The organism is Bacillus cereus group sp. MYBKT111-2 (genome assembly GCF_051915205.1).
Lineage (GTDB): Bacteria > Bacillota > Bacilli > Bacillales > Bacillaceae_G > Bacillus_A > Bacillus_A paranthracis.
Window position 1 is genome coordinate 135,353 of the sequence record NZ_JBQAEG010000009.1, and the last position, 24,998, is coordinate 160,350.

A 24,998-nucleotide genomic window follows, 5' to 3' on the forward strand; every position below is an offset into this window, starting at 1 on the left:
CTAAAAACTATAAGAAAGCGCTTTTAGGATATTACTGGAATTATTACAAAATATTAATGACCCGTTACGAAAGCTTTGTAATTTTATGTTTTTCGCAAATAAGAAAATAATGGTTGCTATAATGAGGTCAACGAAAACAAATGCAATGGAGGCTATTATGAAAAAATTTATGGGTATAGCAACAGCAGCGGTTTTTGGTCTTGGGATTTTCACAACATCTGCTAAAGCAGAAACAATCGTAACGACTGATGTACTAAATGTACGAGAAAACCCAACTACTGAATCAAAAGTTGTAGGAAAATTATTAGATGGATATAAAGTTAACGTTTTACATACAGAAAACGGATGGTCAAAAGTGAAATTGAATAGCGGTAAGGAAGCTTTCATTAGCGCTGACTACACAAAAGACACTTACTACGTAACAGCTAACGTATTAAACGTACGTGCTGGTGCAAACACAGACTCAGAGATTCTTGGGAAATTGAAACAAGATGACGTAATCGAAACAACACACCAAGTTGAAAATGGTTGGATCCAATTTGAATATAACGGAAAAACAGCTTACGTTCACGTTCCTTACTTAACAGGTAAAGCTCCAGTTAAAGTTCAACCAGTAGTTAAAGCTGAAAAAACAACTACAGTTCAAGATACAGCTAAAGCCGTGGCAACAACTAAAGCTCGTGAAGTAGCTGAAACGCAAGCAAAAGCTAAAGCGGAGGAAGCAACTAAAGCTCGCGAAGCAGCTGAAGCTCAAGCAGCGGCTAAGGCTCGTGAAGCAGCTAAGGCTCAAGAGACAGCTAAAGCTCAGGCAGAAGCTAAAGCTCAAGCAGAAGCTGAAGCTCAAGCAGAAGCTAAGGCTCAAGAAGCAGCTAAAGCTCGTGAAGCAGCTAAAGCTCAAGAAGCAGCTGAAGCTCAAGCAGCGGCTAAAGCTCAAGAGGCAGCTAAAGCTCGTGAAGCAGCTAAAGCTCAAGAAGCAGCTGAAGCTCGTGAAGCAGCTAAAGCTCAAGAAGCAGCTGAAGCTCGTGAAGCAGCTAAAGCTCAAGAAGCAGCTAAAGCTCGTGAAGCAGCTGAGGCTCAAGAAGCAGCTAAAGCTCGTGAAGCGGCTAAAGCTCAAAAACCAGCTACACAACAACCTGTTGCAAAAGAAACTGAAACAAGTGCACCATCATCTTCTCGTGAGTTACGCGTTGTAGCAACAGCTTATACAGCAGATCCACTTGAAAATGGTTATAAAGCAGGCGACCAAGTAAAATCAGCTTTAGGTCACAACTTAACAGCTAATCCAAACATGAAACTAATCGCAGTTGATCCAAGTGTCATTCCATTAGGTTCAAAAGTATGGGTTGAAGGTTACGGAGTAGCAATCGCTGGTGATACTGGTGGAGCTATTAAAGGAAATAAAATCGACGTTTTAATGCCAGACAAAGGTACATCAAGTAACTGGGGACGTAAAACAGTTACAGTTAAAGTATTAAACTAGTTTGTAAAAAAAGAGTCAGTCTCATTGAGGCTGACTCTTTTTTTGATGCTTACATTCTTTCTCTTGGAAGTAAGCAATATTATCTCGAAGCCACTCCCTCTCCGACATAAACAAGTTTCCACGTTTTTTGTACACTTTATCAAATGTCTTTAAAACTTCTTCCTGATCAACAAACTTATGTAAGAAACGAAGAGCAATGATAACCTCTGATTCATCCGTAGGCTCTACTTCATTTTTACGTCTTCTAGCGACAATTTTATTCACACGTTCGCAAATTGGTCTCATTGCCATTTCGTCGCCATACATATAAATAGCTCGAACAGCTTCATATTTCACCATCGCATTTCTATCATGCAAAGCTTCAATATAGACTATTTACAAGTCTGCTCCCCCTATTTTTGCTAACACCTCAATAACGGTTGAACGAATATAAGCACTATCTCTGTATAAAATCCTTGTTAATGGAAGAATCAATAGACTACCATTTCAACAGAAAAAAGAGGATGCCACAGCATCCTCTTTTTTCACTCCCCTATTCCACACAAGTAAACTGCGTCCAAGCTCCTACATAATCTAGTAAGAATAACTCTTCTTCTGCAATTGTACCGACAATATTTTTTCGTTCATCTATCGGCATTTCTTTTAGAATGATTTGTAATTCGCCTTTATACTTACCAAATGAGTTGTTACCAATTACAACTTGGCCTCTTTCCTGCAGTACGCTTTCGCGCACCGGGAAGTCATAGTCTTTGTACTTTTTACGTACTTCTGTAGAACGTACCATATATTCTGTTATGTCACCGCGTCTTACGTGTAATTCTTGCAGCGTGGCTCTCTTCTCTACTTCAGTCGCCTCGTCTACAAAGTTTACTTTCAGCTGTAACATGTAACGATTTAAGTTTCCTAGTTTCTCTAACTCTTCTTCACTCGCATAAGCATTTCCGATAATAACGTCATCAATAAGCCCTGTCGCCCATAAATGTTTCGCTTGTACTTCAATCGGTAAGTTACGATGCTGTTCTAATGTACATAATCCGTCGTTAATATCCCATGGGCCGATGTTAGCTGCATGTGACGTAATAAACGCTGCCGTGCGAATACCATGTTTTTTAAAGCGTTCACTACAGCGAATGAAATAGTCGTACGGAAGTCCAGTAAATTTTTGCGGATAGAAGTTATGACAACCGATTAAAGCTGACTTATTCGCTTGATGCGAAAGAATATTTTCTAAGTAAGCAATATCGTTACTTACGTTCAGCTCAATTTTTAAGCCGTACGGATTATTCGTCATTTTCGCTTCAGTTAATCCGTCAAACCCTAAATCTAATCGAATACCGTCTGCACCTAACTCTGCGAAGAATGATAGATCACTATAACTAATACCGAGCTGATCAAAGACAGCTGGAGCTACATCTAAAATAACTTCCATATTGTTATCTTTTGCGTGATGAATAATTTCTTTAAATTCAGCTACAATCTCTTCTTTCGGACGATTCACAGATAATAAACAAGTGAATATTCTTGAAAAACCGTGGCGTGCCGCTGCCGAAATGTATGCCATATCTTTTTCTTTCGTTGAATGCTCTGGATAAAGTGAAATTCCTAATTTACGCTCCATGCTTTTGCATCTCCTTCACACGTTGTATTAATGCCATGCTCGTAAATCTATATTTTGCAGATAAACATGTTGCACATAAAATCGTTGGTACAACAATTACGTACGGTGATTGTAAGCTTAGCATTACATAGGCACCCATTGAACTACCGATAAATACAATTGATACTAGTAGTAAAACTAATAAAGATTTACTTTGTACCCATTTTGAATAATGTGCAATACACTGCCCCGCTACAAATGTAATTAAGATGATAATTGCTCCGAGCATTCTGTTTTCTCCTCTCCTGCTAATTGTTGTTTCTCATACATTTTGAAGAACGGATAGTAAATAACGAATGAGATAACAAAGTTAACAAGTACAAGTACACCAGCCATAATTGTCCAGTCCGTACTAATAATCGCTGCAATTGGCGCTAACATCGTAAATGGCAATTTCGCCATCATCATCGGAATCATACCTGAAACAACTGCGAAATATGATACTGTCGTTGTAACTAACGGTGTAATTACGAACGGAATAATTAAGATTGGGTTCATTACAATTGGTGCCCCGAAAATAATTGGTTCATTAATATTGAATAAGCCTGGCACGAATGATAATCTACCTAACTCTTTTAAGAACTTAGATTTAGAGAACATAAACATAATTACTAAAGCTAACGTTGAGCCTGATCCACCGATCCATACGAACCATTGAATAAATTGCTCTGTAAATAAGTTTGGTAATTGATGTGCATTTCCTGTAGCTGTGAATACTTCCATATTTTCAAGAATTGCAGAATCCCACATTGGACGAATGATCGGTCCTAAAATCGCAGGGCCATGTATACCGAATGACCAGAAGAATACGATTAAGAATACTGTTAATAAACCGCCGAATAAATTATTTCCTACTAATACTGATTTTAGTGGTGCGATTAAATATGTGATTGTTGTATTTACATCAAATTTCAAACCGTAGCGAATGCCCCAGAATAAAAGAATAACTGCTAACGTTGGAATTAATGCTGCAAACGAATTTGAAACTGCTGGTGGTACACTATCTGGTAATTTAATTGAGATATTATGCTTAATCATAAAGTGATAAATTTCTACTGCAATTAAAGCTGTAACAATTGCGCCGAATAAAGATGTGGCACTTAATGTTCCTACTGAAATATATCTACCTGCATCAATAACACCTGGTACAGCTTTCGTAATTTGAATTGGTTCAACCGATGCTAGTAAAAAGGCGAGTACAGATAATAACCCTGCACTTAATTGATTGAGCTGATAAAAATTCGCGAGCGAAGCCCCTACCCCAAATGCTGCATATAATGCCATTAGTCCTACTGTAAATCGGAATGGAATATCTAAAATATGGCGAAACGGTGCAATCCACTCCATATATGCATCAATTGGTAAGTTTAAAAAGATAACGAAAAATGACCCGACAATCGTTAACGGTAATGTAGAAATAACCCCGTTTCGAATTGCTAATAAATGTCGCTGTCCGGCAATCTTTTGTGTTGTTGGCATAATCTTTTGTTCCATAAAACTCATAAATCCATTCATCAAAACCCCTCCTCTTTCTCTTTTCTATGAAAGGACGAAATAAAGTTATAACATTATAATGTTTATATTTAAAAAAATATAATTATGCTAAAACTAATTGTTCTGCTTGTTTCAGTACTTTCAAACCATCACACATACCATAATCTCGTTGGTCTATAATCGCAACTGGTATATTGTATGAATTTGCAAGAAACTCTACGGCTGGAAATAAATATTTCACCTGTGGCCCAATTAAAACAACATCAGCATTTTTTATTTCCAGTTTCACAAGTTCTGAATCAACTGCTTTAATTTTATAATCCTTCCCTTGTTTCATTGCCTCTTCTTGCATTTTTCTTACAACCATACTCGTTGACATGCCTGCTGCACAACATAATAAAATGTACATCTTATACTGTCACTTTCTCTTCTACTCGTTTATGAAGAGTAATAAATTCTTCAGCAAGTTCTTTCACTGTAATTGCATTCATTAAATGATCTTGTGCATGCACTAACAGTAAACTGATTTCCGCATGATTTCCTCTTGCTTCTTCTTGAATTAAGTCCGTTTGAATACGATGAGCTGCTGAAATTTCTTCACTAGCAAGTTTCATCTTTTCACTCGCACTCTCAAAATCTCCCTGTCTTGCAAAAGCAATTGCTTCAAGTGACGCGCTTCTCGCGTTGCCACCATGTAAAATTAACGCAAATGGAGTTTGCATATCAGTCATTTTAAATTCCCCCAAGCCATCTTTTTTCTATATTGTTATCTTATTATGAAAACGCATACAATTAAACATAAAAAACTTCCGTTGTGTAACGGAAGTTTTTATATACTTCTCTTATAACGATAATAATATCTCTTGAAAATCTTTAACCACTTCAGCCTGAGCTAATTTCTCTATCGTATTTTGATTAGACATAATATCATATAAAAAATCATAAAGCTTTTGTAAATCTTCATTATTATTGCGCTTTACACTAAATAAAATAATAACTTGTACTTTCTTATCTCCCCAGTCAACCGCTTTATTAAGTGTACAAAACATCAAAAATGTTTTCTCACTTAATAACTGCATCGGATGTGGAATCGCAACTAAATTCCCAACCGCTGTAGGGGATGTATTCTCTCTTTCCATAACAGAGTCATAAAAGTGTTCTGGTACATAGTTTTTCTCAGCAGCTTTCTCACATAAAAATCGGATAACCTCTTCCTTCGTAGAAGCATTGTGATTTAAAAAGATTAAATCTTCCTTCATATATTGCTGTACACTAGTATTCACATGCGTAAATAACTGCTGACCAATTGACTTAATCTCTTTATCATCAAATATTGAGTTTACTTTTATAACAGGCACAGGTAAACCACTTGGTATATGAATCGTACTAATAATACAATCTATTTTATCTTTATAAAGGTCTTCTACTTTCAATTGATAATAACCGGTAATTCCCACAATCTCTAATTTATCTCGGAACTGTGATAGAATTTTATATTTCAATAGTTGGGCACTTCCTTGACCAGTTGCACAAACTAATAAACATCTTTTCTTTTGATTCTGTTCCTGTAAACGACTCATCGCTCCGCCGAAGTGAATCGCAATATAACCAATTTCACTTTCCGGAATCGATTCTCCCGTATATTCACCAATTATATCTCCAACGAGAACCGCAATTTCAAAAGCATACGGATAATTCTTTTTCACTTCTGCCAAAAGAGGATTTCTCGTATTTAACTTATACTTCAAACGATTTAATAACGTTTTTAAATGAACACCAAACCCAAATAATAATTCTTCATCATAATAAAAAATAAGATTCCGTTCTTCCGCTACTTTAAAAAGAATATGTTGCATGAATGCATATAAATCTTTTCCTAATAGTTCTTCCACATTTTCATAACGATCTTTCGCTGTAACAGCAGTACTTAATAAATGCATCGTCACATATAAAACTTCTTCTTCTGGAAATGAAAGATGCAACTCTTTCTCTAAATCCTCTAAAATCTCTTTCGCAATTGTATATTCTTTCTTTATTATAAGTTCAGCTTGCTCTACATGTAGTCCTTTCATATAATGTTGATCTTCACAACGCTTTAATGCAATTGCAATATGAATGACTAAATTATCAATTTCTATATCTGATAAGTATATCGTTCCTCCTTCGATATACTTTAATATAATCGAACGGATAAGCGGTATATGAGGTAACGATAAGTATGTATCATTCTGCTCAAATTGCTCATGAAACGGAGTATGGTCATAACGCGGTAAACCATATTGTGATAAACAAGAACGAATATGAAACTCCTCTCCGACAATACGTATACCATAATACGGTCTCTTTTCAATTTGTAATTGATAGCGACCACATATATCTGTCACATCTTTCATAATTAAATTTACAGTCGATTTACTTACATAAATCTCCTCTGCTAACTGTGAAAGCTTCACATACCCATCTGTCGTTAAAATACGTTGTAGAATGTAAGCTATCCTTTCTTCGTAAGAAGTTGGGATCTTTTCCGTCTGTTTTTGAAATAGACTCACGCAAAACTCTTCAAACTTCTTCGCTTGTATAATTTCTAGTTCGTATCCAGTCCCTCTTTGCGATTCAATTTTCGCTCCATTTTCTTCCAATATATCATTTAATAATTTTATATCTTTTTGAATCGTCTTCGTTGATACATGTAAACGGCTCGCTAAAAAAGCTCGATTTAACATCGATTTCTCTTCTAAAAACTCCTCTAAAATAGAAACTAATCGCTGATGCACCTTTGTCATAGCTCTTCCTCTCGCAATTTATATATAAAAAGGAAAAAGCTGCTGAAATCAGTAGTTTTTCCCTTTTATTTTATCTATTTCTTTAATGTAAATCCGAATTTATCCCATGCTTGCAAATAATCTAATAAGAAAATCTCTTCTTCTACAATTCGACCAACTACATTTGTTTTTCCTGTATTCACCATATCTTTTAATGCAATTTGCAATTCACCTTTATATTGGCCATATTGCTCATTATCAATTAGAAGATCGCCGCGCTTAATTTCACGTGTATGATGAGGTTTAAACTCTTCTTTTTTATATTTCACACGGCTTTGTGTAGAGCGAATCATATATTCAGATACATCCCCGCGATAAAAATGAGGTTCGTCTAATACGATAATTTTTTCTAGTTCTGTCGTTGTATCATATAACTCTATATCAAATGTTTGTTTCTCTTTATTTAATGCACCTAGTGCTTGTAATTCTACTTCTGATGCATAAGCATTCGCAATAATAACATCATCAATTAATTCTGTTGCAAATAAATGCTTCGCTTGTGTTGTCATTGGTAATTCACGATGCTGCTCTAACGTACATAATCCTTCTGTTACTGGCCAAGGTCCATATGTTGCATCAAATGATGAAATAAAAGCAGCCGTTCTCATACCGTAATCTTTAAATTGTTTCGAGCATTTCATAAAATGATCATATGATAATCCAGAATAACGATGCGGATAAAAATTATGGCAACCAATTAAATTTTCGCGATTTGGTCTATGACTCATAATGTTATCTACATACTTCGTACCGTTACTCATATTGATCTCAATTTTTAAGCCATACGGATTGTACGTCATAATTGATTCTTCTAATCCTGAGAAACCAACATCTAAACGAATACCGTACGCACCTAGTTCATGGAAAAACGATAAATCGTTATATGAAATACCTAATTGCTCAAAAACAGCTGGACTAATATCAACTAACACTTGGAATCCTAATGCATTTGCATGAGAAATCGTTTCTTTAAACTCTTCTATAATTTTCTCTTTTTCACCATCTACAGATAATAAACATGTAAATACACGAGTAAATCCGTATTTACTTGCTAATGTTAAATACTCTTTATCTTTCTCTACTGTTGAATGTTCTGGATAAATAGAAATACCTAATCGTCTCATATGTACACGCCTCTTTCTTCATCATATTGTAAACCTTTTCAAATATATGTAGCGAAAAAGTATATATCCCCTTCTCATTCACTACTTTTTGAATCCGCTTTCTTTAAAGAAAAAACAATTTCTATCATTCATAACAACTACCAGTCTATACATCTATACTTTACATCTTTTTTTCATAGTTGTGTAGTCTTTCCACAAATTTGTCAGTTTTTTACCTCGAAAATTGTTGTACGTTTTCAAGGCACCTTCCTTGACTGTTACATTGGCCAATACATATACTCGAAAGAAAAGAGAAATTTTTTATATAGGGGATGAATATATGGGAGAAGCAATACTCGTAAAACGAGAACCGTTATGGACGAAAGAATTTGTCGCGCTAATTCTAGCAAACTTATGTATGTTTTTAGGATTTCAAATGTTAATTCCGACTTTACCTGTTTATGTGAAAGAAATTGGAGGTACAAGTTCCAATATTGGATTTGTTGTCGGTATGTTTACTGTTGCGGCACTTTTTGTTAGACCGCTAACTGGAAATGCCTTGCAAAAATTCAGCAAAAAAATCATTTTAATGATCGGTACTGCTATTTGTTTACTCGCTATGGGTAGTTATCTTTTCGCTTCAACTGTTTTCCTATTGCTTGCCGTTCGAATTTTACACGGAGCTGGTTTTGGTATTACAACGACTACATATGGAACTGTCGTTTCCGATTTAATTCCGCAAGCTCGCCGCGGTGAAGGCATGGGATATTTCGGTCTTTCTGGAACGATTGCAATGGCGCTCGGTCCACTTATCGGACTTTGGCTTATGCAAACATATAACTTCACGATTCTTTTTTTATGTGCACTTTCCTGTACAATTGTTTCATTAATATTAACGAAACTACTTCAAATCAAAAAATCGCCGCAATCACCACAGCAAACATCTGGTACCTTTCTCGATGGATTTATTGAGCGTAAAGCTTTACTTCCTTCATTATTAATATTATGTATTACATTAATGTACGGGGGAATCGGAAGCTTTATTACGTTATTTGCTACGGAAGTCGGCATTGCTGATATAAGCCTCTTCTTCTTATTTAATGCACTTGCAATCGCTGTTACTCGTCCATTTTCCGGAAAGTTATATGATGCGAAAGGTCATTCTTTCGTAATTATTCCAGGAGTTATTATTACGTTTACAGGGATTATTTTATTGTCGTATACAACTACCATTCCAAGCTTAATTATTGCAGCAGCATGCTACGGAAGTGGTTTCGGAGCGATTCAACCTGCACTACAAGCGTGGATGATTGACCGAGTAGCACCGCACCGACGAGGAGTCGCAACAGCTACATTCTTCTCAGCATTTGACCTTGGAATTGGTGCTGGCGCGATTATTTTTGGATTCATTGCACATTTTACAAACTACGCAACTGTATATCGTTATTCCTCTCTACTACTTATTGCTTTCCTGTTCATTTACATTACAAGTGTAAAAAAACAAAAGCATGGTGATAAAAATACGGAAAAAGCTGCTGGATAATTCCAGTGGCTTTTTTACGTATTTTTGATTTTATAAAACTACATGCATTTTCCTACATATTTTTTTACCTTTCATCAAAAAATATACGATGAACTCACAGACGCTTTCCTTCATATACAAATGAAAAACACTATTCTAAAGAGTGTGATTTCTTTACAAAAATACGATTTACAAAAGATAAAAACCAATAAAATACAGCTGTTTCTTTAAAGAATTGTAAACTTTTTATCCCTTTGTAAATTTAGTGTAAATTTTACTGATAAATCGTTTACAGTGGCTCACGGTTTAGTTAATAATTACATCGTACATGAAATTTAAGGAGTGGAATGCGTGGAATACAATGTTCAAGATATGATCTTCCAGTTCATTGGTGGATTAGGTATTTTCTTATTCGGAATTAAATACATGGGCGATGGACTGCAACAAGCTGCTGGAGATCGTCTTCGTGATATTCTAGATCGCTTTACAACAAACCCACTGATGGGTGTACTAGCAGGTATGTTAGTTACCGTATTAATCCAATCAAGTTCAGGAACAACCGCTTTAACAGTCGGACTTGTAAGTGCTGGGTTTATGACATTAAGACAAGCAATCGGTGTTATTATGGGTGCGAACATCGGTACGACAGTTACTGCATTTATTATTGGAATTAAAATCGGAGAATATGCTCTTCCAATTATGGCAGTTGGAGCTATCTTACTATTCTTCTTTAAAAATAAAAAAGTACATTCTTTAGGTCAAGTTATATTCGGTTTTGGTATGTTATTCTTCGGTTTAGAACTAATGAGCACAGGTATGAAGCCTCTTCGCTCTTTAGAATCATTCCAAGAATTAACGGTTAGCATGAGTGATAATCCAATTTTAGGTATTGTTGTTGGTACAGTCTTCACTTTAATTGTACAAAGCTCAAGTGCAACAATCGGTATTTTACAAGAACTATTCGGTCAAGGTGCAATCGATTTACAAGCTGCCCTTCCTGTATTGTTTGGTGATAACATCGGTACAACAATTACAGCTGTATTAGCAGCAATCGGTACTTCAATTGCTGCAAGACGCGCAGCATTAGTTCACGTTATCTTTAATATTGTCGGTACAATCATCTTTACAATTTTATTAATACCTTTTACAAATTTAATTCAATACTTCCAAACGTCATTAAACTTAAATCCAGAGATGACAATTGCATTTGCACACGGAACATTTAACGTAACGAATACAATTATTCAGTTCCCATTCATCGCTGTATTAGCATGGATTGTAACGAAAATTATTCGCGGGGAAGATGCTGCTATTGATTTCAAACCGCAACATTTAAATCCAATCTTTATTGAACAATCTCCAGCTATTGCTTTAACTGAAGCACAAAAAGAGATTATTCGTATGGCTGAGTTTTCATTACATGGATTAAAAGAAGCAAACCAATTTTTAAACACACAAGATAAAAAACACGCTGACATGGCTACTCAATTAGAAGGAGCTATTAACAACTTAGATAAAAAAATTACCGAGTATTTAGTTTTACTATCAGAAAAGCCGCTTTCACCTACAGATTCTGAAAAACATTCCGTTTTAGCAGGTGTCGTTGGCGATATTGAACGTGTCGGTGATCATGTAGAAAACCTTGTAGAACTTGTTGATTTCCAAATTTCAAACCGTGTTTCCCTATCAAACGAAGCACTAGCTGAATTAAATGAAATGCTTGAGTTAACGATTTCAACATTACAAGACGCAGTTGAAGCTTTAACAAACTTCGATACTGAACTAGCTCAAACAGTTATTGCAAAAGAACGTAAAATCGACCAAATGGAACGTGTTCTTCGTAAACGTCACGTATTACGTCTGAACGAACGTAGTTGTTCAGGTGATGCAAGTATCATCTTCGTTGATATGGTAAGTAACTTAGAGCGCATTGGCGATCACGCTGTAAATATCGCTGATGGTGTTTTAGGTGAACAAGGTAAAGTCAATTTAAAACAATCATTATAATAAGAAAGAGACGCTTACGTTAGCGTCTCTTTTTTTATTTCATATTTATAACCGTTCTTCCTTTTAACTTTCCTTGCAATATAAGTGTAAACTTCTCATCTAATTCTTCTAATGTACATTCTTCTGTATAAGATAGTAACTCTTTGTTTTCCCATTCATTTGCTAGAAGCGTCCATACATCTCTTCTCACATCTACTGGGCACTGTACAGAATCTACCCCTAACAGGCTTATGCCTCGCAAAATAAACGGATATACCGTTGTTTGTAATTCATGGCCTGCCACATTACCGCATGTCGTTATGCACCCGCCATACTTTACCGTTTTTAAAGCTATTTCTAACATATGTCCACCTACAGTATCGATAACCCCTGCGTATATTCCTTTTAACATTGGTCTTCCTGATCCATCATTCAATTCTGCGCGATGAATCACCCTTTTCGCTCCTAGACGTAGTAGCATCTCTTCCTCTTCCATTTTCCCTGTCGCTCCTACTACGCTAAACCCTAGCTTACTTAAAATACTAACAGCTACACTTCCTACGCCGCCTGTAGCACCCGTTACTAGTACATCTCCCATACTTGGCGTTATACCTGCTCTAATAAGCTTATATACTGATAAAGCAGCTGTAAAACCTGCTGTCCCGTACATCATACTTTCCTTTAATGACATTCCCTCTGGTAAAGGGACAATCCAAGATGCTGGTACGCGAATATATTCTCCGAAACCACCAGAAGTATTCATCCCTAAATCATATCCCGTTACAATGACTTGATCTCCTGCCTTAATAGTAGCATCTTTACTACTCACAACCACTCCTGCTGCATCAATTCCTGGCGTATGAGGATATGTTCTCGTAACACCTTTATTGCCTGTGGCTGAAAGAGCATCTTTATAATTTAATGAAGAATAATGAACCTGTATAAATACGTCCCCTTCAGGTAAACTACTTACTTCTCTCGCTACAATGTTTCTTACAAACTGCTTATTTTCTGTTTCGTTCACAACAATTGCTCGGAATGATGTATGATTCATTACGCTCTCTCCTTTATCCGTCAAATTCTTCTTTATTATATAGAAGAAACAAGTAAACCTATTCATTTCTTCTTGGCTATATTTCAACAAATCTTACTTCTCTATTACTTTCTCACAATACATATTTTCATTTCTACTAAAAAACCTTATACTTATTCTACATCTGAAAAATAAAATATATAAAATCTGACTTTTTATAAATAAATTGAATTTTTACGAAATGTAAATGATTTGTAATGTTTTTTTTCGCTAAATTTCATTATAATAAGTGGATATGAGTGTCGTATTTCAATCCAAATGAAGGAGTACAGGAAATGGAGCAAAACCCATCTTTGCAAGAAAATACACGCAGTAACCCGAAAAAAAATAAGAAAAAAATAAAAGTTATTATAAGCGCTATACTATTCGTTTTATTAATAGGCGGCGGTTATACTTGGTTTTTAGTAAATAAAGCATCTTCTGCTGTTCGAAATGCCGCACATGATTTAGCGCGCGGTGATAAATCTGATTTACGTGATAGAGCTGTAAAACCTATTACAAACAATGTCTCTGTCTTAGTAATGGGTGTTGATGAAAGCGATGTCCGAGGAAAAGAATATGGTGAAGCTATTAGAACAGATGCGCTGTTGCTTGCAACGTTTAATAAAGATAGCAAAACTGTAAAACTATTAAGTATCCCACGTGACACATATACTTATATTCCAATAGAAAAGAAAAAAGATAAAATTACACACGCTCATGCATTCGGTTCTGCTAAAAATGGAAAAAATGGTGGACCACAAGCAAGTATTGATGCAGTTGAAAAATTAATGAATGTTCCTGTCGATTATTTTGTGAAATTTAACTTTAAATCATTTATAAAAATCGTCGATGACTTGGGCGGTATTGAAGTTGATGTACCAGTCGAATTTACTGAGCAAGATAGCAATGATAATGCAGAGGCAATTCACCTAGAAAAAGGTGTTCAAAAGTTAAATGGCGAAGAAGCTCTTGCTCTTGCTAGGACAAGACACATCGATAGTGATGCAATGCGTGGACAACGTCAACAACTCGTTATCGAGGCTATTTTAAAGAAACTAACAAGTGTTGGTTCTGTAACAAAAGTTGGCAACATCATTGATGATATTAACGGACAATTCGTTACAAACTTAACATTTGATGATATGCTTTCATTCTATAAGTACGGATCGGATTCAGAAATCGAGAAATTACAAATTCAAGGTGACGACTGCTATATGGAAAAAGGGGACGATACATGTAGCAAATCCGCTGGTGGCGGCCGAACGTATTACTACAATCCAGATAAAAAAGAATTAGCAAAGGTTACAAACGATCTTCGTACTCATCTTGGATTACCTGCATATACAAAAACAGACTCTGATTCGAAAAAAACAAGTACAGAGAAAACAAAAGAATCTAAGTCTGAAAATACAAGTGAACGCGAATCAAGTAACAATGAAATGAAAAATAAAAATAGCAATGAAGATACAGAAACATCGTCTAACGACAATGAATAATAAAGAAGCAGTTCTCTATGGAGGTAGAGTACTGCTTCTTTTTATTCCGTCACAATTAAAAATCAGAACTTTCTAACTATCTTTTTTAATATTTTTAAATTATAATAAATAGTAGCAATCTATTCCAATTATCAGGGGGCTCATACATATGAAAGCTGCAGTAAAACATAACATCTCAGATTTTAAAGACTACTTAAAATCAAACGATATATACATGGAAGAAAATATAGATGAAAATGATGGTTCTGTTCATTTTTCAGTAGGATTAGAGACAGAAGCTGGCGCAAAAATTCAACTTATCGCTGCTTTCCAAAACGAACATCCTACTGTAGATATATACTGCTTCAATGTTGCTCACGTACCTAATGAAGCAGCAACAAATGATGTTTTACATACCATTAATGAATTAAATACATCTTATCGATTTGCAAAATTCACATTAAACAAGCAAAATGCAATTGATATTTCAACATCTCTTGCATTCTCAGAGCCAAACTTTAATCCAGCACTTGTCTTTGAACATACGAGAATGCTATATAAATTAGCAAATGACGAATATAAAAACTTAATGAAAGTGATTTGGGCATAAATAAAAGGATGGGCTGCAAGCAGCGCCATCCTTTTATTTCAATATCATATCAATCCACATCTTAATAGCTGTACCTACAATCAAAATCGATAACATATATTGCAGTGCTTTTTGATTGATCTTTTTCCCTACTTGCGCTCCAAGCGGCGCTGCAAAGATACTTGCAATCGCAATAATAAGAGCTGGAATTACAACTACTTGTCCAGTTATTACTTTTCCAGTTGTAATCCCTACTGAAGAAATAAACGTAATAGCGATAGATGTTGCTATCGTTGTACGTATCGGCAATTTTAAAATAACTAGCATAATCGGAACTAAAAGGAACGAACCTCCAGCACCTATAATGCCTGATGCTCCGCCTACAATAAATGCTAACAAACTTGCTATCCATTTATTATATTTCAATTCATCACCATTATTTCGTTTCGGTACGAACATCATAATAGCAGCAATTGTTGCTAACGCTGCATAAACAACATTGACCGTATGTTCCTCTAATGCATTAGCACCAAAACTACCTATGAAACTTCCTATTAATATACTAGCTCCCATATACACAACGAGCGTTTTATCCATATCATTACTTTTCCGATAAGCCCATGCCCCTGCAAAAGTTGCAAAGAATACTTGCACCGCTGTAATACCACTCACTTCATGTGCAGTATAGCCAGTAAATCCTAGCAATACCGGAATGTATAAGATCATCGGATAATTAATAATCGCACCGCCAATTCCAACCATTCCTGATATAAACGATCCTATAAACCCAATTATAAAAAGTAATACGACTAAACTCACCTTATATCCCCCGCCTTCTAAAAAGAAGGTGATTTAAATGAATAAGTTTACATTCCCATCCGAAGCATCTGCTAAATAAGCTCCTACTCCTGCAAACTCTACCCCTTCCATAATCTCTTCCTCTTTTAACCCTAATAAATCTACTGTCATTTGACAAGCTACAAGTTTAATCCCCTGTTCTTTCGCCAAATCAATTAAATCTGGTAACGGCATCGCATTATGTTTTTTCATAATACCTTTAATCATCTTTGGTCCCATACCAGCAAAATTCATTTTAGATAATCCCATCTTATCAGCGCCGCGTGGCATCATCTTTCCAAACATTTTTTCTATGAAAGTTTTCTTTACCTCTACATGTTCATCTTTCCTTAAAGCATTTAATCCCCAGAAAGTATGAAAAATAGTTACCTCTTGATCATACGCCGCTGCACCATTTGCAATAATATAAGCAGCCATCGCTTTATCATAATCTCCGCTAAATAAAACGATTGTTGTTTTTTTTTGTTCCATGTTTTCTCTCCTCCGAATTACCTATAGGGGTATTTTGATTGTTATAAAAAATCGTTTATTTTCGCTCTACTCTACTTTACCTTCCCTTCCCTTCCCAAGCTAACATACCACCTACCATATTGATCACTTGAAAACCGTAACTTTCTAAAAACTGAACAGCTCGTGCACTTCTTCCGCCAGAACGACAAACGATAATATATTCTTTCTTTTTATCCAAATCATGCATACGAAATTCTAACAGTCCTAGTGGAATGTTACACGCTTCTGGAATTTTCCCTTCAGCTACTTCTTCTACTTCACGTACGTCTACGATATTTACTGCTTCTTTACGTAACAATTTTTCTTCTAATTCTTTTGCTGTCATTTCTTTCATTTTACATTTCCTCCTCACAAACCATTCATACCGCCTGAAACATTGATAACGTGCTGAAATCCTAATTTTTTTAATACTTTTGCAGCCTGCTTACTTCTCATTCCACTTTGACAAAGAACAATAACTTCTTTCTGTTTATCTAATTGTTGCGCCTTATTAGCTAGTTCATTTAATGGGATATTCCGAAACCCTTTAATATTGTTCCCTCTATATTCACCAGCTGTTCGCACATCAATAAATTGCTTATTATTTTGTCCCATCATACGTTTTAATTCTTTTCCTGAAATATTTTTTACTCCTCTAGCTGGTAAGAATCGAGAAATAATAAACCACGATACAAGTACAATTAAGATTATATTCAATATTGTCTTCACATCCATAAAGCTATTCAAACTCCTTCTATACTTTTTTCCTATCCAAATACATACTATAACTTTGAATATGGAACCCCTTCTTTCTTAAAAAGCGGATACTTAAATTCCGATCCACTTTATTATGAACAATAAGATGCAAAGGCTTATTTGGTATTTCATGATAATACCGTTTTAAATACGCATATGGTATACACATAATTCTAGAATTGTTATCACTGTCGCTCTCTGTATAATTTCGTACATCTACAATAACACTTTCCATTTTCCTTACTTGTTCTAACGAAATAGATGCAACATTTAAAACGGGAATGTAACGTTTTACTAAACTTCCCAGTACCAATACTATTAGGGGTATAACTATATAAAACATATATGATTATCCTCTTTACTTTCAATAATAAGCAGATGATTTGCTCCTCCGCCTATTATTGAAATGCTATGCTTTCTTGATCCAGAACTTTAATTCGCCATCTTCTTCTGTATGCTTTAACACTTCATGACCGCCTGTTTGTGACCATGCTGGAATATCTTTGATCGCACCTTTATCTGTTACGTGTACTTCTAACACTTCTCCTGATTGTAATGCCTCCATTGCCTTCTTTGTTTTTACAATTGGCATTGGACATGCTAATCCTTTTACATCTAATACTTGCTTTACATTCATCTCATATACCTCCTGTTTTTATCATTAAGCCTTCTTAATCCAGAACTTTATTTCGCCTTTTTCTTCTGTATGCTTTAACACTTCATGACCGCCTGTTTGTGACCATGCTGGAATATCTTTAATCGCACCTTTATCTGTTACGTGTACTTCTAACACTTCTCCTGATTGTAATGCTTCCATTGCCTTCTTTGTTTTTACAATTGGCATTGGACACGCTAATCCTTTTACATCTAATACTTGCTTGGCATTCATTTCATATACCTCCTGTTTTTATTTCATTTGAAACCGAATTAATTATGAACAGCACAACGGTTTGGACCAATCTCCATTTCACGCTCTTCGTCTTCATTTGGGTTTAATTGTCCCATATTTGTTTGACGAATTTCTTGATATGCATTCGGTTGAGGTGGTAAATTCTCTGTTACAACTTTACGGAACTCTCCCTCATCCTCAATATTTAAACCTGCATTATGCTCAAATAAATCTTTTAATTTTGCACTAACAATACCACTTTCGTCCATTTCACTTATTTTTGAATAATGAGCCGGTAACACAATTAAACTTTGAGATAGTTCTTTATATCGGCTATACAAAGTATTACGTAAATCACTTACCCAATCTTCAGCCTTCCCAGCAAGGTCCGGTCGCCCGATTGAATCTACAAATAAAATATCGCCTGATAATAAATAGGAATTATCTACAACAAATGATGTACTTCCAATCGTATGCCCTGGTGAGTATAATGCGTCAATTTCAATTTTAGTACCCCCCACCGTAATAACAGATCCTTCAACAAGCGGTTCGTATGAGAAAACAACTTCCTCCGCATCTTTTGGCGGTAACCAATACGTACCACCTACTTTTTCCGCTAACTTACGTCCTCCAGAAATATGGTCTGCATGTAAATGTGTATCCATTACATTCGTAATCGTAACAGCATGCTCTTTCGCAAATTCTTCATACGCTTCAACTGTTCTTACTGCATCAATAACTGCTGCTTCACCGTTTGAAACGACCATATAAGATAAACAGCCTTTTCCAAGACGGTTAAACTGATACATACTTCCGCCATTTTTTAAATCTCCAACTTTTACAGGCTTTACATATTCACTCCATGCCTTCATACCACCAGCTAAATAATAAATATTTTCTAATCCAGCCTCTGTTAATTGCTCTGCCACAAATATAGAAGACCCTTCTTTTGCGCATACTACTAAAACATCTTTATCTTTAGGTAATTCACTTACAATATGATCTACACCATCTAACAAATCAAAATACGGTTTATTTATAGATGAGATTTGTTTCCCTTCAATTTTCCAATCTTCATAATCCGTCTCATTACGAACATCTAAAATAAACAACTCTCCGAATAAAACTTTCTCTGCAACATCTTTTGCTTGTAATGATTTAACACTCATCTTTTTACCCCCTATGGTATATTTACATTTAAAAAAATTTAATTCTTTATATTCCCTTGCCACTCTAACATACCTGGAATGACATTTTTCACATTTTCATAACCTTTCTCTTTCAACATATGGCAAGCTACATCACTACGGTTACCCGTTCGGCAAACAACATAAATTTGCTTCGTCTGATCTAAAACTGCACTGTCTAACTCTCCTAACGGCACCGAAATGGCCGATGGAATATGACCAAAAACGAATTCCGCTGCTTCTCGAACATCTAATACAATACACTCTTCATCGCTTAATAATATCTCTTCCAACTCCGTATTCGTAATTGTATGAGGATACTTTGCTACTTCGTTCACTTCATGCTCATGTGCTTTCCTAATGTAATGCATCAAAACATCGCCCTCTTGTTTCGTCCCGATATATTGATGCCCTACTTTATTTGCCCAGCTTTGTATATCTACTGTAGATCCTTTATCTGTTGCCTTAATTTCAATCACTTGTCCTGATGCCAATCCTTCTATCGCCTTCTTCGTTTTCACAATCGGCATCGGACAAGCTAACCCTTTACAATCTAAACTCATATCCACTTTTATACTCATAGTGATTCCTCCATAACTTATATACATATACCTGTAGGGGTATATTAAAATGTTTTTGAAAATCTGTCAACACTTACGTTTGACAGATTATCGGCTTTTTACAAGTAATTGAACAGCTTCTTTAATTAACTCTTCATTTGAACCATTACCACTTTCAAACTGTTCACGCAAGCATTGCTCTAAATTCGTTCCAACAACAAGTCCAATTGTACGATCAAGTGCAGAACGAGATGCCGTTAACTGTGTAATAACCTCTCGGCAATCTTTTCCTTCTTCCATCATACGAAGCACACCACGAACTTGCCCTTCAATACGTTTTAATCTATTTTTCATGTCTTGATTATATTCCATTGTATAATCACCTCATTACCATTATGTCACCATTTATAGCTTATGACAATACATTATACCCTGTAGGGTATTTTGTAAACCCCTATTTTAAACTTTTACCTTATACATTCACAAAATACAAAGCGAAACCTTCATCTATAGGCTTTCATCTTCCACCAAATTTTGAAGTGGAAGATGAAAAAATATTAATATACAATACGTTCTGGTAATACTGTTCCATACAATTTAAAACCACCATCTACATTCTTTACCTTATATCCTTTTTCCATTAACATGCGCGCTGCAACATATCCTCTCATACCGAGTTGACACGTAATATATATATCTTTATCCACTGGCACTTCATTCAAACGATCACGTAATTCATCTAACGGAATATTAACAGAGCCTTTAATCATTCCTTGTTTTAATTCATTAGGCTCTCGAACATCAATAAGATATCCACCATTTTCAACAATACGATCTATTTCATGCCATTGTACTGTGTCCACAAAACCATCTACTATATTACTTGCTGCATACCCTACCATGTTTACAGGGTCTTTTGCAGAAGAATATGGCGGGGCATATGATAATTCTAAATCTGGCAAATCAAGTACAGTTAAATTTGCTTTTATTGCCGTTGCGATAACATCCATACGCTTATCTACACCGTCACGTCCTAGAGCCTGTGCTCCGTAAATTTTCCCACTATCTTTATTAAAAATTAATTTTATTAGCACTGGCGCAGCATTCGGGTAGTATCCCGCATGCGAATTTGCCTGTACATGCACTACCTCATAGGGTATATTTAATCGTTTTAATATTTTCTCATTTACTCCCGTCGAAGCAACCGTTAAATCAAAAACTTTAGCTACAGAAGTTCCGAGTGTACCTTTATATACAGAATCTGTATGACCATGAATAATATCTGCTAACATACGACCTTGACGATTAGCTGGCCACGCTAACGGAATCATCGTTTCTGTTTCTGTAACAAAATCTTTTACTTCAATCGCATCACCAATTGCATATATATGTGGGTCCGACGTTTGAAATTTCTCATTTACTTTTATCGTCCCTCTAACTCCTAATGCTAATCCTGCATCCTTCGCTAAACTACTCTCTGGTTGTACACCAATTGCTAAAATAATCATATCTGTCTCTATAATTGAGCCACTTTTTAAACGTACAACAGTCCCATTCTCTTCTAACGCATCTACACCATCTTCAAAAACGAGCTCAACATCGTGTTTTTGAAGATGCTCATGCACATATGCCGCCATTTCATAATCGATTGGTGGCATCACTTGATTTGCCATCTCTACAAGAGTAACATCAATTCCACGTTCTCTTAAGTTTTCAACCATTTCCACTCCAATAAATCCGCCACCAATCACCGTCGCATGACGTGGTTTCTTCTCATCAATATACGCTTTAATACGATCAGTATCTGGTACATTCCGTAACGTAAACAACACCTTCGCTTCTTCAATACCCGGGATAGATGGAACAATTGGTTTCGCCCCTGGTGAAAGAATTAACACATCATATTTCTCGTTATATGTTTCATTTGTCGTTACATTCTTTATCGTAATTGTTTTCTCTTCTTTATTAATCTGTACTACTTCACTCAATACACGTATATCTAAATTAAAACGCTTCGACATTCTTTCAACAGTTTGTACTAATAATTTTTGTCTTTCTGTAATGACACCGCCAATATAATATGGCAATCCACAGTTTGCGAATGAAATGTATTCACCACGTTCAACCATAATAATTTCATCTTCCTCACTTAAACGACGAAGCCTTGCAGCTACTGATGCGCCGCCAGCAACTCCGCCTACTACAACTATTTTTCTGGACATATTTTAAACCTCCATAGTATTTAATTTTCTCAAACTTCACACAAAACCTATACCTGTATGGGTATATAATAAATTATAAAAAAGTTAATTTCAATCAATATGGCTTTCTTTCACAAATTTGAAACAAATAAAGTGAAACTTTAATCAGCCCTCACCAATCGGGGGCTTACTGCCCGGTAAATAGCGAGATAAAAAAGAACTTAGACCTTTCCAAGTTCTTTTGCGTGTAGTTCTATAACTCTCTGTACGACTAAACCAATGTATAAATACACGTTTTTAATAACTGAAATACACCTGTATTTAAATTTTCAAAATCAATAGCTTCTTCACATAAGGGTAGATCCATTCCACGTAAAATTCTTTAATGTCACAACCTGAAAAAACGGATCCCAACGGATTCGTTTTCTACAATGATATGTTTATTTTTTTCGTTTCATCTCTGTCATTAATCATAACCATCTGCGCCTTATTATTTGGTAAAAATACGATATATTTTCCCGTTCTCACATTCCTCCAAATAACTTTTCCTTCTTCATCCGTTTTCCCTATTGAGATCCCAATTTCTTTACTGGGCTGAGGTGATTCATCTTTCATAAGTATAATTTCAAAATCTTTTATTGGCTCTTTCTCTTTATTTTTTACATGAAAAATTACAAAATTAACAACCTTACTAAACTTCTTTTCTTTATTTGCTATAGAACTAGACATTATAATGATGACCAATACACAACATAAAATCCATAAAAGCTTATTATATTTATTCAGACCATTTTTTAAGATTATTAAACACATTGTCTGTTATTCGATTTCCGAAAAGGCTCCGACTCTTCCCCATCATGTTTACACCCTTCAAATGAGGGTGAAACAAGATCTTCTCCCCTTCGATCATTACTATACAAAGATTGTTCTTGAAAAAGTACACGTTCCCCCTCATTTGAAACTGATGTCCACGGTACATCTTCTGCATACACCTTCTGATTCACCAAAAATACTGTACAAAAAAAGATAAAAAGAACACCAAAACTATAAAGAGCCAACCTACATCTTATAGAAATAAAGCTATCCACCATAACTTACCTCCTATACAAATGATAGCGAACAATTGAAGATCCCTTTATAAATTCTAGTTTTTCTTTTTTCAGAAGTCAATGTAATTAATAATGATAATCATTATTAATTACATTGACTTAACAAAATCACACAATTAGTCATATTCTTTACTCTGCGTTCAAAAATCTGTCTCATTAAAGGTTCACTTTATTACATAAACCCGTAACCTTCTTCACAATCAGATCCGCAGTATTTTCCTCCGGTGGCATCAATAAATTTGTAACCGGCCCATACACAACAGGACTTAATTCCACTTCATAACCACCATATGAAATTTTTTCCTTTGTCGGCAAGTAACCAATATATCCGTTCATATATTATCCACCAAAGAAAGCCAATTCATTTTGAAGATTCTCTTTCACTTCTAATGCCGTTTCCGAAAAAGGTTCCATCGGTATACCTGAAAACATACCATCATTCACTTGAAACAGTTGCACTTCTAAATCAATAGTTAAATGCCGAATACCTTGCTTATATTTCTCTAAAACGATAGTAAGCCATTCATCCGTGTTCACACCCCACTGCTTCTCAGCTAATTGAGCCATGCTTCGTATTTCATCAATTTCAGGGATATCCTGCAGTTTCATTTGCACCGTACTCGAAACTGTTCTTAAATTTACAATTGGGCTATATGTAACTGTCGGTAACATCGTTAATACATGTCCACTAAGCGTATAAGCCATTTGTGTTAATGCTTCCTTAGAACCTCGATACTTCGCATTCACATTACCAGCAGCACCTTGAACAATAATAACAGGACAGTTTACGATCTTCTCAAGAATCTCTCTTGTCATCCCCGGATAGTCCGCTGATAATGCATCACTATCACCTTTTAAAACATTCGGATGGGCCGTACAAAATACTATAATCCCAGATAACGCCTTCGTTTCAGCATCTTTTATTGCTAACATACCAATTCGTTTATCTACAACACCCTCTATATTTGTTCCCATCTTCACTCTTCCATCAGGTGTTCTCTCTCTTCGGTTTACTCCAATATCACCTGTCGTAACACCCCAGCCAACTTCACATCGCTTCAAGTTGTTATTCGCAGTAACAGTACCTTGCACCACATTATTTACTAAAATCGTTTTATACGACTGTACGAGCGAATCATCACCGATCGTCTCTGGGCCGGAATGCGTATGAGTATAAACAACCGTTATTCGCTCAAACGGCACATGAAGCCTACTTGCTACTCGCTCACGAATTATATTCGTATCTTCTATTAACATCCCAATATTATCAATACTTATAAACACAGTTTTCATTTCATCTTTTTCAAATACAAAAACTGTCCCATAAATACGTTCTTCAATATTATTTATTCCTGTCTCTCTATGATATCCGACAAAATCAATACCTATAGGCGGCGTAATATCCACCTTGCATACCCCTATTTTGCTCATTTAAATCGCTCCATTTCTCTATGTAACTCCCTTTTTTCAAGAATAGCATATTTAAAACTTTGTTCCAGATGACAAAGACCGGACACTACATTCTATGTCCGTTCTTCCCCAAAGTCTATCATATTAATAGGAAGGCACCATTAATCAGCTATATATTCAATTCTGCCAAATATATAACAAACCTATAACCCAGGAGATTAAATATACTGGTTATGTTGAAACCGTTTCTAGAAACGAAATCAAAAATTCTTTATAGTAAATGTGTGCAACAACTTGAATGTGTGAGTAAGGATTTTTAAGTTTATAGATTTACTA

The 24,998-nt window shown here is 35.5% G+C and carries 25 protein-coding genes and 3 pseudogenes; 5 read left to right on the plus strand and 23 right to left on the minus strand.

The window, feature by feature from the left end:
- Positions 1-34 precede the first annotated feature (34 nt).
- Positions 35-1,480 carry a cell wall-binding protein EntC gene (gene entC / locus ACTFNE_RS22080; protein WP_270705362.1) on the plus strand — a complete coding sequence of 482 codons (1,446 nt, stop codon included), beginning with the start codon at positions 35-37 and terminating at the stop codon, positions 1,478-1,480.
- Positions 1,481-1,501: 21 nt separating this feature from the next.
- Here the strand turns inward: entC and ACTFNE_RS22085 are convergent.
- From ACTFNE_RS22085 to ACTFNE_RS22120, 8 genes and pseudogenes are all read right to left on the minus strand, one after another.
- A pseudogene (locus tag ACTFNE_RS22085) lies at positions 1,502-1,951 on the minus strand (HEAT repeat domain-containing protein); the annotation flags it as partial.
- 61 nt (positions 1,952-2,012) lie between these two features.
- Positions 2,013-3,098 (minus strand): DUF871 domain-containing protein, encoded by a 1,086-nt coding sequence (locus ACTFNE_RS22090; RefSeq protein WP_046198857.1) that lies wholly within the window; start codon positions 3,096-3,098, stop codon positions 2,013-2,015.
- Positions 3,088-3,366 (minus strand): hypothetical protein, encoded by a 279-nt coding sequence (locus ACTFNE_RS22095; protein WP_046198858.1) that lies wholly within the window; start codon positions 3,364-3,366, stop codon positions 3,088-3,090. Before ACTFNE_RS22095 ends, ACTFNE_RS22090 begins: the two co-directional genes overlap by 11 nt.
- Positions 3,342-4,652, minus strand: a complete 1,311-nt coding sequence (locus tag ACTFNE_RS22100) for a PTS sugar transporter subunit IIC (RefSeq protein ID WP_001013054.1) — start codon at positions 4,650-4,652, stop codon at positions 3,342-3,344. Before ACTFNE_RS22100 ends, ACTFNE_RS22095 begins: the two co-directional genes overlap by 25 nt.
- 82 nt (positions 4,653-4,734) lie before the next feature.
- The gene (locus ACTFNE_RS22105) at positions 4,735-5,040 is read right to left on the minus strand and encodes a PTS sugar transporter subunit IIB (RefSeq protein ID WP_000275647.1); all 306 of its coding nucleotides are present in this window, start codon (positions 5,038-5,040) and stop codon (positions 4,735-4,737) included.
- A 1-nt stretch (position 5,041) separates the two neighbouring features.
- Complete coding sequence (locus ACTFNE_RS22110) at positions 5,042-5,362, minus strand: PTS lactose/cellobiose transporter subunit IIA (RefSeq protein ID WP_046198859.1); 321 nt, start codon at positions 5,360-5,362, stop codon at positions 5,042-5,044.
- Positions 5,363-5,473: 111 nt separating this feature from the next.
- Positions 5,474-7,414, minus strand: a complete 1,941-nt coding sequence (locus ACTFNE_RS22115; protein WP_046198860.1) for a BglG family transcription antiterminator — start codon at positions 7,412-7,414, stop codon at positions 5,474-5,476.
- Positions 7,415-7,488: 74 nt separating this feature from the next.
- On the minus strand, positions 7,489-8,577 hold the full coding sequence (locus tag ACTFNE_RS22120; RefSeq protein WP_001253343.1) for a DUF871 domain-containing protein: 1,089 nt from the start codon (positions 8,575-8,577) through the stop codon (positions 7,489-7,491).
- A 319-nt stretch (positions 8,578-8,896) separates the two neighbouring features.
- Here ACTFNE_RS22120 and ACTFNE_RS22125 point away from each other — a divergent pair, with 319 nt between their 5' ends.
- Together ACTFNE_RS22125 and ACTFNE_RS22130 are read left to right on the plus strand one after the other, a co-directional pair.
- The gene (locus ACTFNE_RS22125; protein ID WP_000503265.1) at positions 8,897-10,099 is read left to right on the plus strand and encodes an MFS transporter; all 1,203 of its coding nucleotides are present in this window, start codon (positions 8,897-8,899) and stop codon (positions 10,097-10,099) included.
- Positions 10,100-10,429: 330 nt separating this feature from the next.
- Positions 10,430-12,085 carry a Na/Pi cotransporter family protein gene (locus ACTFNE_RS22130; RefSeq protein ID WP_000456258.1) on the plus strand — a complete coding sequence of 552 codons (1,656 nt, stop codon included), beginning with the start codon at positions 10,430-10,432 and terminating at the stop codon, positions 12,083-12,085.
- Positions 12,086-12,119: 34 nt separating this feature from the next.
- On the opposite strand, the gene ACTFNE_RS22135 is transcribed toward ACTFNE_RS22130, so the two are convergent.
- Positions 12,120-13,118, minus strand: coding sequence for a YhdH/YhfP family quinone oxidoreductase (locus ACTFNE_RS22135; RefSeq protein ID WP_046198861.1), 999 nt, complete (start codon positions 13,116-13,118; stop codon positions 12,120-12,122).
- Positions 13,119-13,432: 314 nt separating this feature from the next.
- On the opposite strand from ACTFNE_RS22135, the gene ACTFNE_RS22140 reads away from it, so the two are divergent.
- Both ACTFNE_RS22140 and ACTFNE_RS22145 read left to right on the plus strand, forming a co-directional pair.
- On the plus strand, positions 13,433-14,635 hold the full coding sequence (locus ACTFNE_RS22140; protein ID WP_000437431.1) for an LCP family protein: 1,203 nt from the start codon (positions 13,433-13,435) through the stop codon (positions 14,633-14,635).
- Positions 14,636-14,783: 148 nt separating this feature from the next.
- Positions 14,784-15,224 (plus strand): YbjN domain-containing protein, encoded by a 441-nt coding sequence (locus ACTFNE_RS22145; RefSeq protein WP_000642365.1) that lies wholly within the window; start codon positions 14,784-14,786, stop codon positions 15,222-15,224.
- A gap of 33 nt (positions 15,225-15,257) precedes the next feature.
- Here ACTFNE_RS22145 and ACTFNE_RS22150 read toward each other — a convergent pair whose 3' ends face one another.
- The 14 genes and pseudogenes from ACTFNE_RS22150 to ACTFNE_RS22215 form a co-directional block, all read right to left on the minus strand.
- Entirely contained in the window at positions 15,258-16,022 is a 765-nt protein-coding gene (locus ACTFNE_RS22150; RefSeq protein WP_046198862.1) for a sulfite exporter TauE/SafE family protein, read from the minus strand.
- Positions 16,023-16,055: 33 nt separating this feature from the next.
- Positions 16,056-16,532 carry a DsrE/DsrF/DrsH-like family protein gene (locus ACTFNE_RS22155; RefSeq protein ID WP_029437546.1) on the minus strand — a complete coding sequence of 159 codons (477 nt, stop codon included), beginning with the start codon at positions 16,530-16,532 and terminating at the stop codon, positions 16,056-16,058.
- A gap of 76 nt (positions 16,533-16,608) precedes the next feature.
- On the minus strand, positions 16,609-16,905 hold the full coding sequence (locus tag ACTFNE_RS22160; protein WP_046198863.1) for a rhodanese-like domain-containing protein: 297 nt from the start codon (positions 16,903-16,905) through the stop codon (positions 16,609-16,611).
- A gap of 14 nt (positions 16,906-16,919) precedes the next feature.
- On the minus strand, positions 16,920-17,285 hold the full coding sequence (locus ACTFNE_RS22165) for a rhodanese-like domain-containing protein (RefSeq protein WP_000382692.1): 366 nt from the start codon (positions 17,283-17,285) through the stop codon (positions 16,920-16,922).
- A gap of 19 nt (positions 17,286-17,304) precedes the next feature.
- Positions 17,305-17,649 carry a sulfurtransferase gene (locus tag ACTFNE_RS22170; RefSeq protein ID WP_071726426.1) on the minus strand — a complete coding sequence of 115 codons (345 nt, stop codon included), beginning with the start codon at positions 17,647-17,649 and terminating at the stop codon, positions 17,305-17,307.
- A 66-nt stretch (positions 17,650-17,715) separates the two neighbouring features.
- On the minus strand, positions 17,716-17,943 hold the full coding sequence (locus ACTFNE_RS22175; protein WP_001101369.1) for a sulfurtransferase TusA family protein: 228 nt from the start codon (positions 17,941-17,943) through the stop codon (positions 17,716-17,718).
- 24 nt (positions 17,944-17,967) lie between these two features.
- Complete coding sequence (locus ACTFNE_RS22180; protein ID WP_046198865.1) at positions 17,968-18,195, minus strand: sulfurtransferase TusA family protein; 228 nt, start codon at positions 18,193-18,195, stop codon at positions 17,968-17,970.
- 38 nt (positions 18,196-18,233) lie between these two features.
- Complete coding sequence (locus ACTFNE_RS22185; protein ID WP_046198866.1) at positions 18,234-19,364, minus strand: MBL fold metallo-hydrolase; 1,131 nt, start codon at positions 19,362-19,364, stop codon at positions 18,234-18,236.
- Between the two features lie 38 nt (positions 19,365-19,402).
- The gene (locus ACTFNE_RS22190; RefSeq protein WP_046198867.1) at positions 19,403-19,963 is read right to left on the minus strand and encodes a sulfurtransferase TusA family protein; all 561 of its coding nucleotides are present in this window, start codon (positions 19,961-19,963) and stop codon (positions 19,403-19,405) included.
- Positions 19,964-20,050: 87 nt separating this feature from the next.
- On the minus strand, positions 20,051-20,314 hold the full coding sequence (locus ACTFNE_RS22195; RefSeq protein WP_000456206.1) for a metal-sensitive transcriptional regulator: 264 nt from the start codon (positions 20,312-20,314) through the stop codon (positions 20,051-20,053).
- 185 nt (positions 20,315-20,499) lie between these two features.
- A complete protein-coding gene (cdr, locus tag ACTFNE_RS22200) occupies positions 20,500-22,164 on the minus strand; it encodes a CoA-disulfide reductase (protein ID WP_270705352.1) in 1,665 nt (554 codons plus the stop codon).
- A gap of 405 nt (positions 22,165-22,569) precedes the next feature.
- The gene (locus ACTFNE_RS22205) at positions 22,570-22,956 is read right to left on the minus strand and encodes a DUF2606 family protein (protein ID WP_270705353.1); all 387 of its coding nucleotides are present in this window, start codon (positions 22,954-22,956) and stop codon (positions 22,570-22,572) included.
- Positions 22,957-22,988: 32 nt separating this feature from the next.
- Positions 22,989-23,234 (minus strand): annotated as a pseudogene (locus ACTFNE_RS22210) (glutamyl endopeptidase); the annotation flags it as partial.
- A gap of 174 nt (positions 23,235-23,408) precedes the next feature.
- Positions 23,409-24,683: pseudogene (locus tag ACTFNE_RS22215) on the minus strand (neutral/alkaline non-lysosomal ceramidase N-terminal domain-containing protein).
- Positions 24,684-24,998: the final 315 nt, after the last annotated feature.

What these genes read in the sequence shown, in the direction of transcription:
- ACTFNE_RS22170 (WP_071726426.1), bottom strand. Translation starts at nt 17,649, where the DNA reads ATGTTTTATATAGTTATACCCCTAATAGTATTGGTACTGGGAAGTTTA.
- ACTFNE_RS22205 (WP_270705353.1), bottom strand. Translation starts at nt 22,956, where the DNA reads ATGTGTTTAATAATCTTAAAAAATGGTCTGAATAAATATAATAAGCTT.
- ACTFNE_RS22195 (WP_000456206.1), bottom strand. Translation starts at nt 20,314, where the DNA reads ATGGAATATAATCAAGACATGAAAAATAGATTAAAACGTATTGAAGGG.
- ACTFNE_RS22180 (WP_046198865.1), bottom strand. Translation starts at nt 18,195, where the DNA reads ATGAATGCCAAGCAAGTATTAGATGTAAAAGGATTAGCGTGTCCAATG.
- ACTFNE_RS22120 (WP_001253343.1), bottom strand. Translation starts at nt 8,577, where the DNA reads ATGAGACGATTAGGTATTTCTATTTATCCAGAACATTCAACAGTAGAG.
- ACTFNE_RS22110 (WP_046198859.1), bottom strand. Translation starts at nt 5,362, where the DNA reads ATGACTGATATGCAAACTCCATTTGCGTTAATTTTACATGGTGGCAAC.
- ACTFNE_RS22140 (WP_000437431.1), top strand. Translation starts at nt 13,433, where the DNA reads ATGGAGCAAAACCCATCTTTGCAAGAAAATACACGCAGTAACCCGAAA.
- ACTFNE_RS22190 (WP_046198867.1), bottom strand. Translation starts at nt 19,963, where the DNA reads ATGAGTATAAAAGTGGATATGAGTTTAGATTGTAAAGGGTTAGCTTGT.
- ACTFNE_RS22095 (WP_046198858.1), bottom strand. Translation starts at nt 3,366, where the DNA reads ATGCTCGGAGCAATTATCATCTTAATTACATTTGTAGCGGGGCAGTGT.
- ACTFNE_RS22155 (WP_029437546.1), bottom strand. Translation starts at nt 16,532, where the DNA reads ATGGAACAAAAAAAAACAACAATCGTTTTATTTAGCGGAGATTATGAT.
- ACTFNE_RS22100 (WP_001013054.1), bottom strand. Translation starts at nt 4,652, where the DNA reads ATGAATGGATTTATGAGTTTTATGGAACAAAAGATTATGCCAACAACA.
- ACTFNE_RS22105 (WP_000275647.1), bottom strand. Translation starts at nt 5,040, where the DNA reads ATGTACATTTTATTATGTTGTGCAGCAGGCATGTCAACGAGTATGGTT.
- ACTFNE_RS22125 (WP_000503265.1), top strand. Translation starts at nt 8,897, where the DNA reads ATGGGAGAAGCAATACTCGTAAAACGAGAACCGTTATGGACGAAAGAA.
- cdr (WP_270705352.1), bottom strand. Translation starts at nt 22,164, where the DNA reads ATGTCCAGAAAAATAGTTGTAGTAGGCGGAGTTGCTGGCGGCGCATCA.
- ACTFNE_RS22160 (WP_046198863.1), bottom strand. Translation starts at nt 16,905, where the DNA reads ATGAAAGAAATGACAGCAAAAGAATTAGAAGAAAAATTGTTACGTAAA.
- ACTFNE_RS22145 (WP_000642365.1), top strand. Translation starts at nt 14,784, where the DNA reads ATGAAAGCTGCAGTAAAACATAACATCTCAGATTTTAAAGACTACTTA.
- ACTFNE_RS22185 (WP_046198866.1), bottom strand. Translation starts at nt 19,364, where the DNA reads ATGAGTGTTAAATCATTACAAGCAAAAGATGTTGCAGAGAAAGTTTTA.
- ACTFNE_RS22165 (WP_000382692.1), bottom strand. Translation starts at nt 17,285, where the DNA reads ATGGATGTGAAGACAATATTGAATATAATCTTAATTGTACTTGTATCG.
- ACTFNE_RS22115 (WP_046198860.1), bottom strand. Translation starts at nt 7,414, where the DNA reads ATGACAAAGGTGCATCAGCGATTAGTTTCTATTTTAGAGGAGTTTTTA.
- ACTFNE_RS22175 (WP_001101369.1), bottom strand. Translation starts at nt 17,943, where the DNA reads ATGAATGTAAAGCAAGTATTAGATGTAAAAGGATTAGCATGTCCAATG.
- ACTFNE_RS22090 (WP_046198857.1), bottom strand. Translation starts at nt 3,098, where the DNA reads ATGGAGCGTAAATTAGGAATTTCACTTTATCCAGAGCATTCAACGAAA.
- ACTFNE_RS22135 (WP_046198861.1), bottom strand. Translation starts at nt 13,118, where the DNA reads ATGAATCATACATCATTCCGAGCAATTGTTGTGAACGAAACAGAAAAT.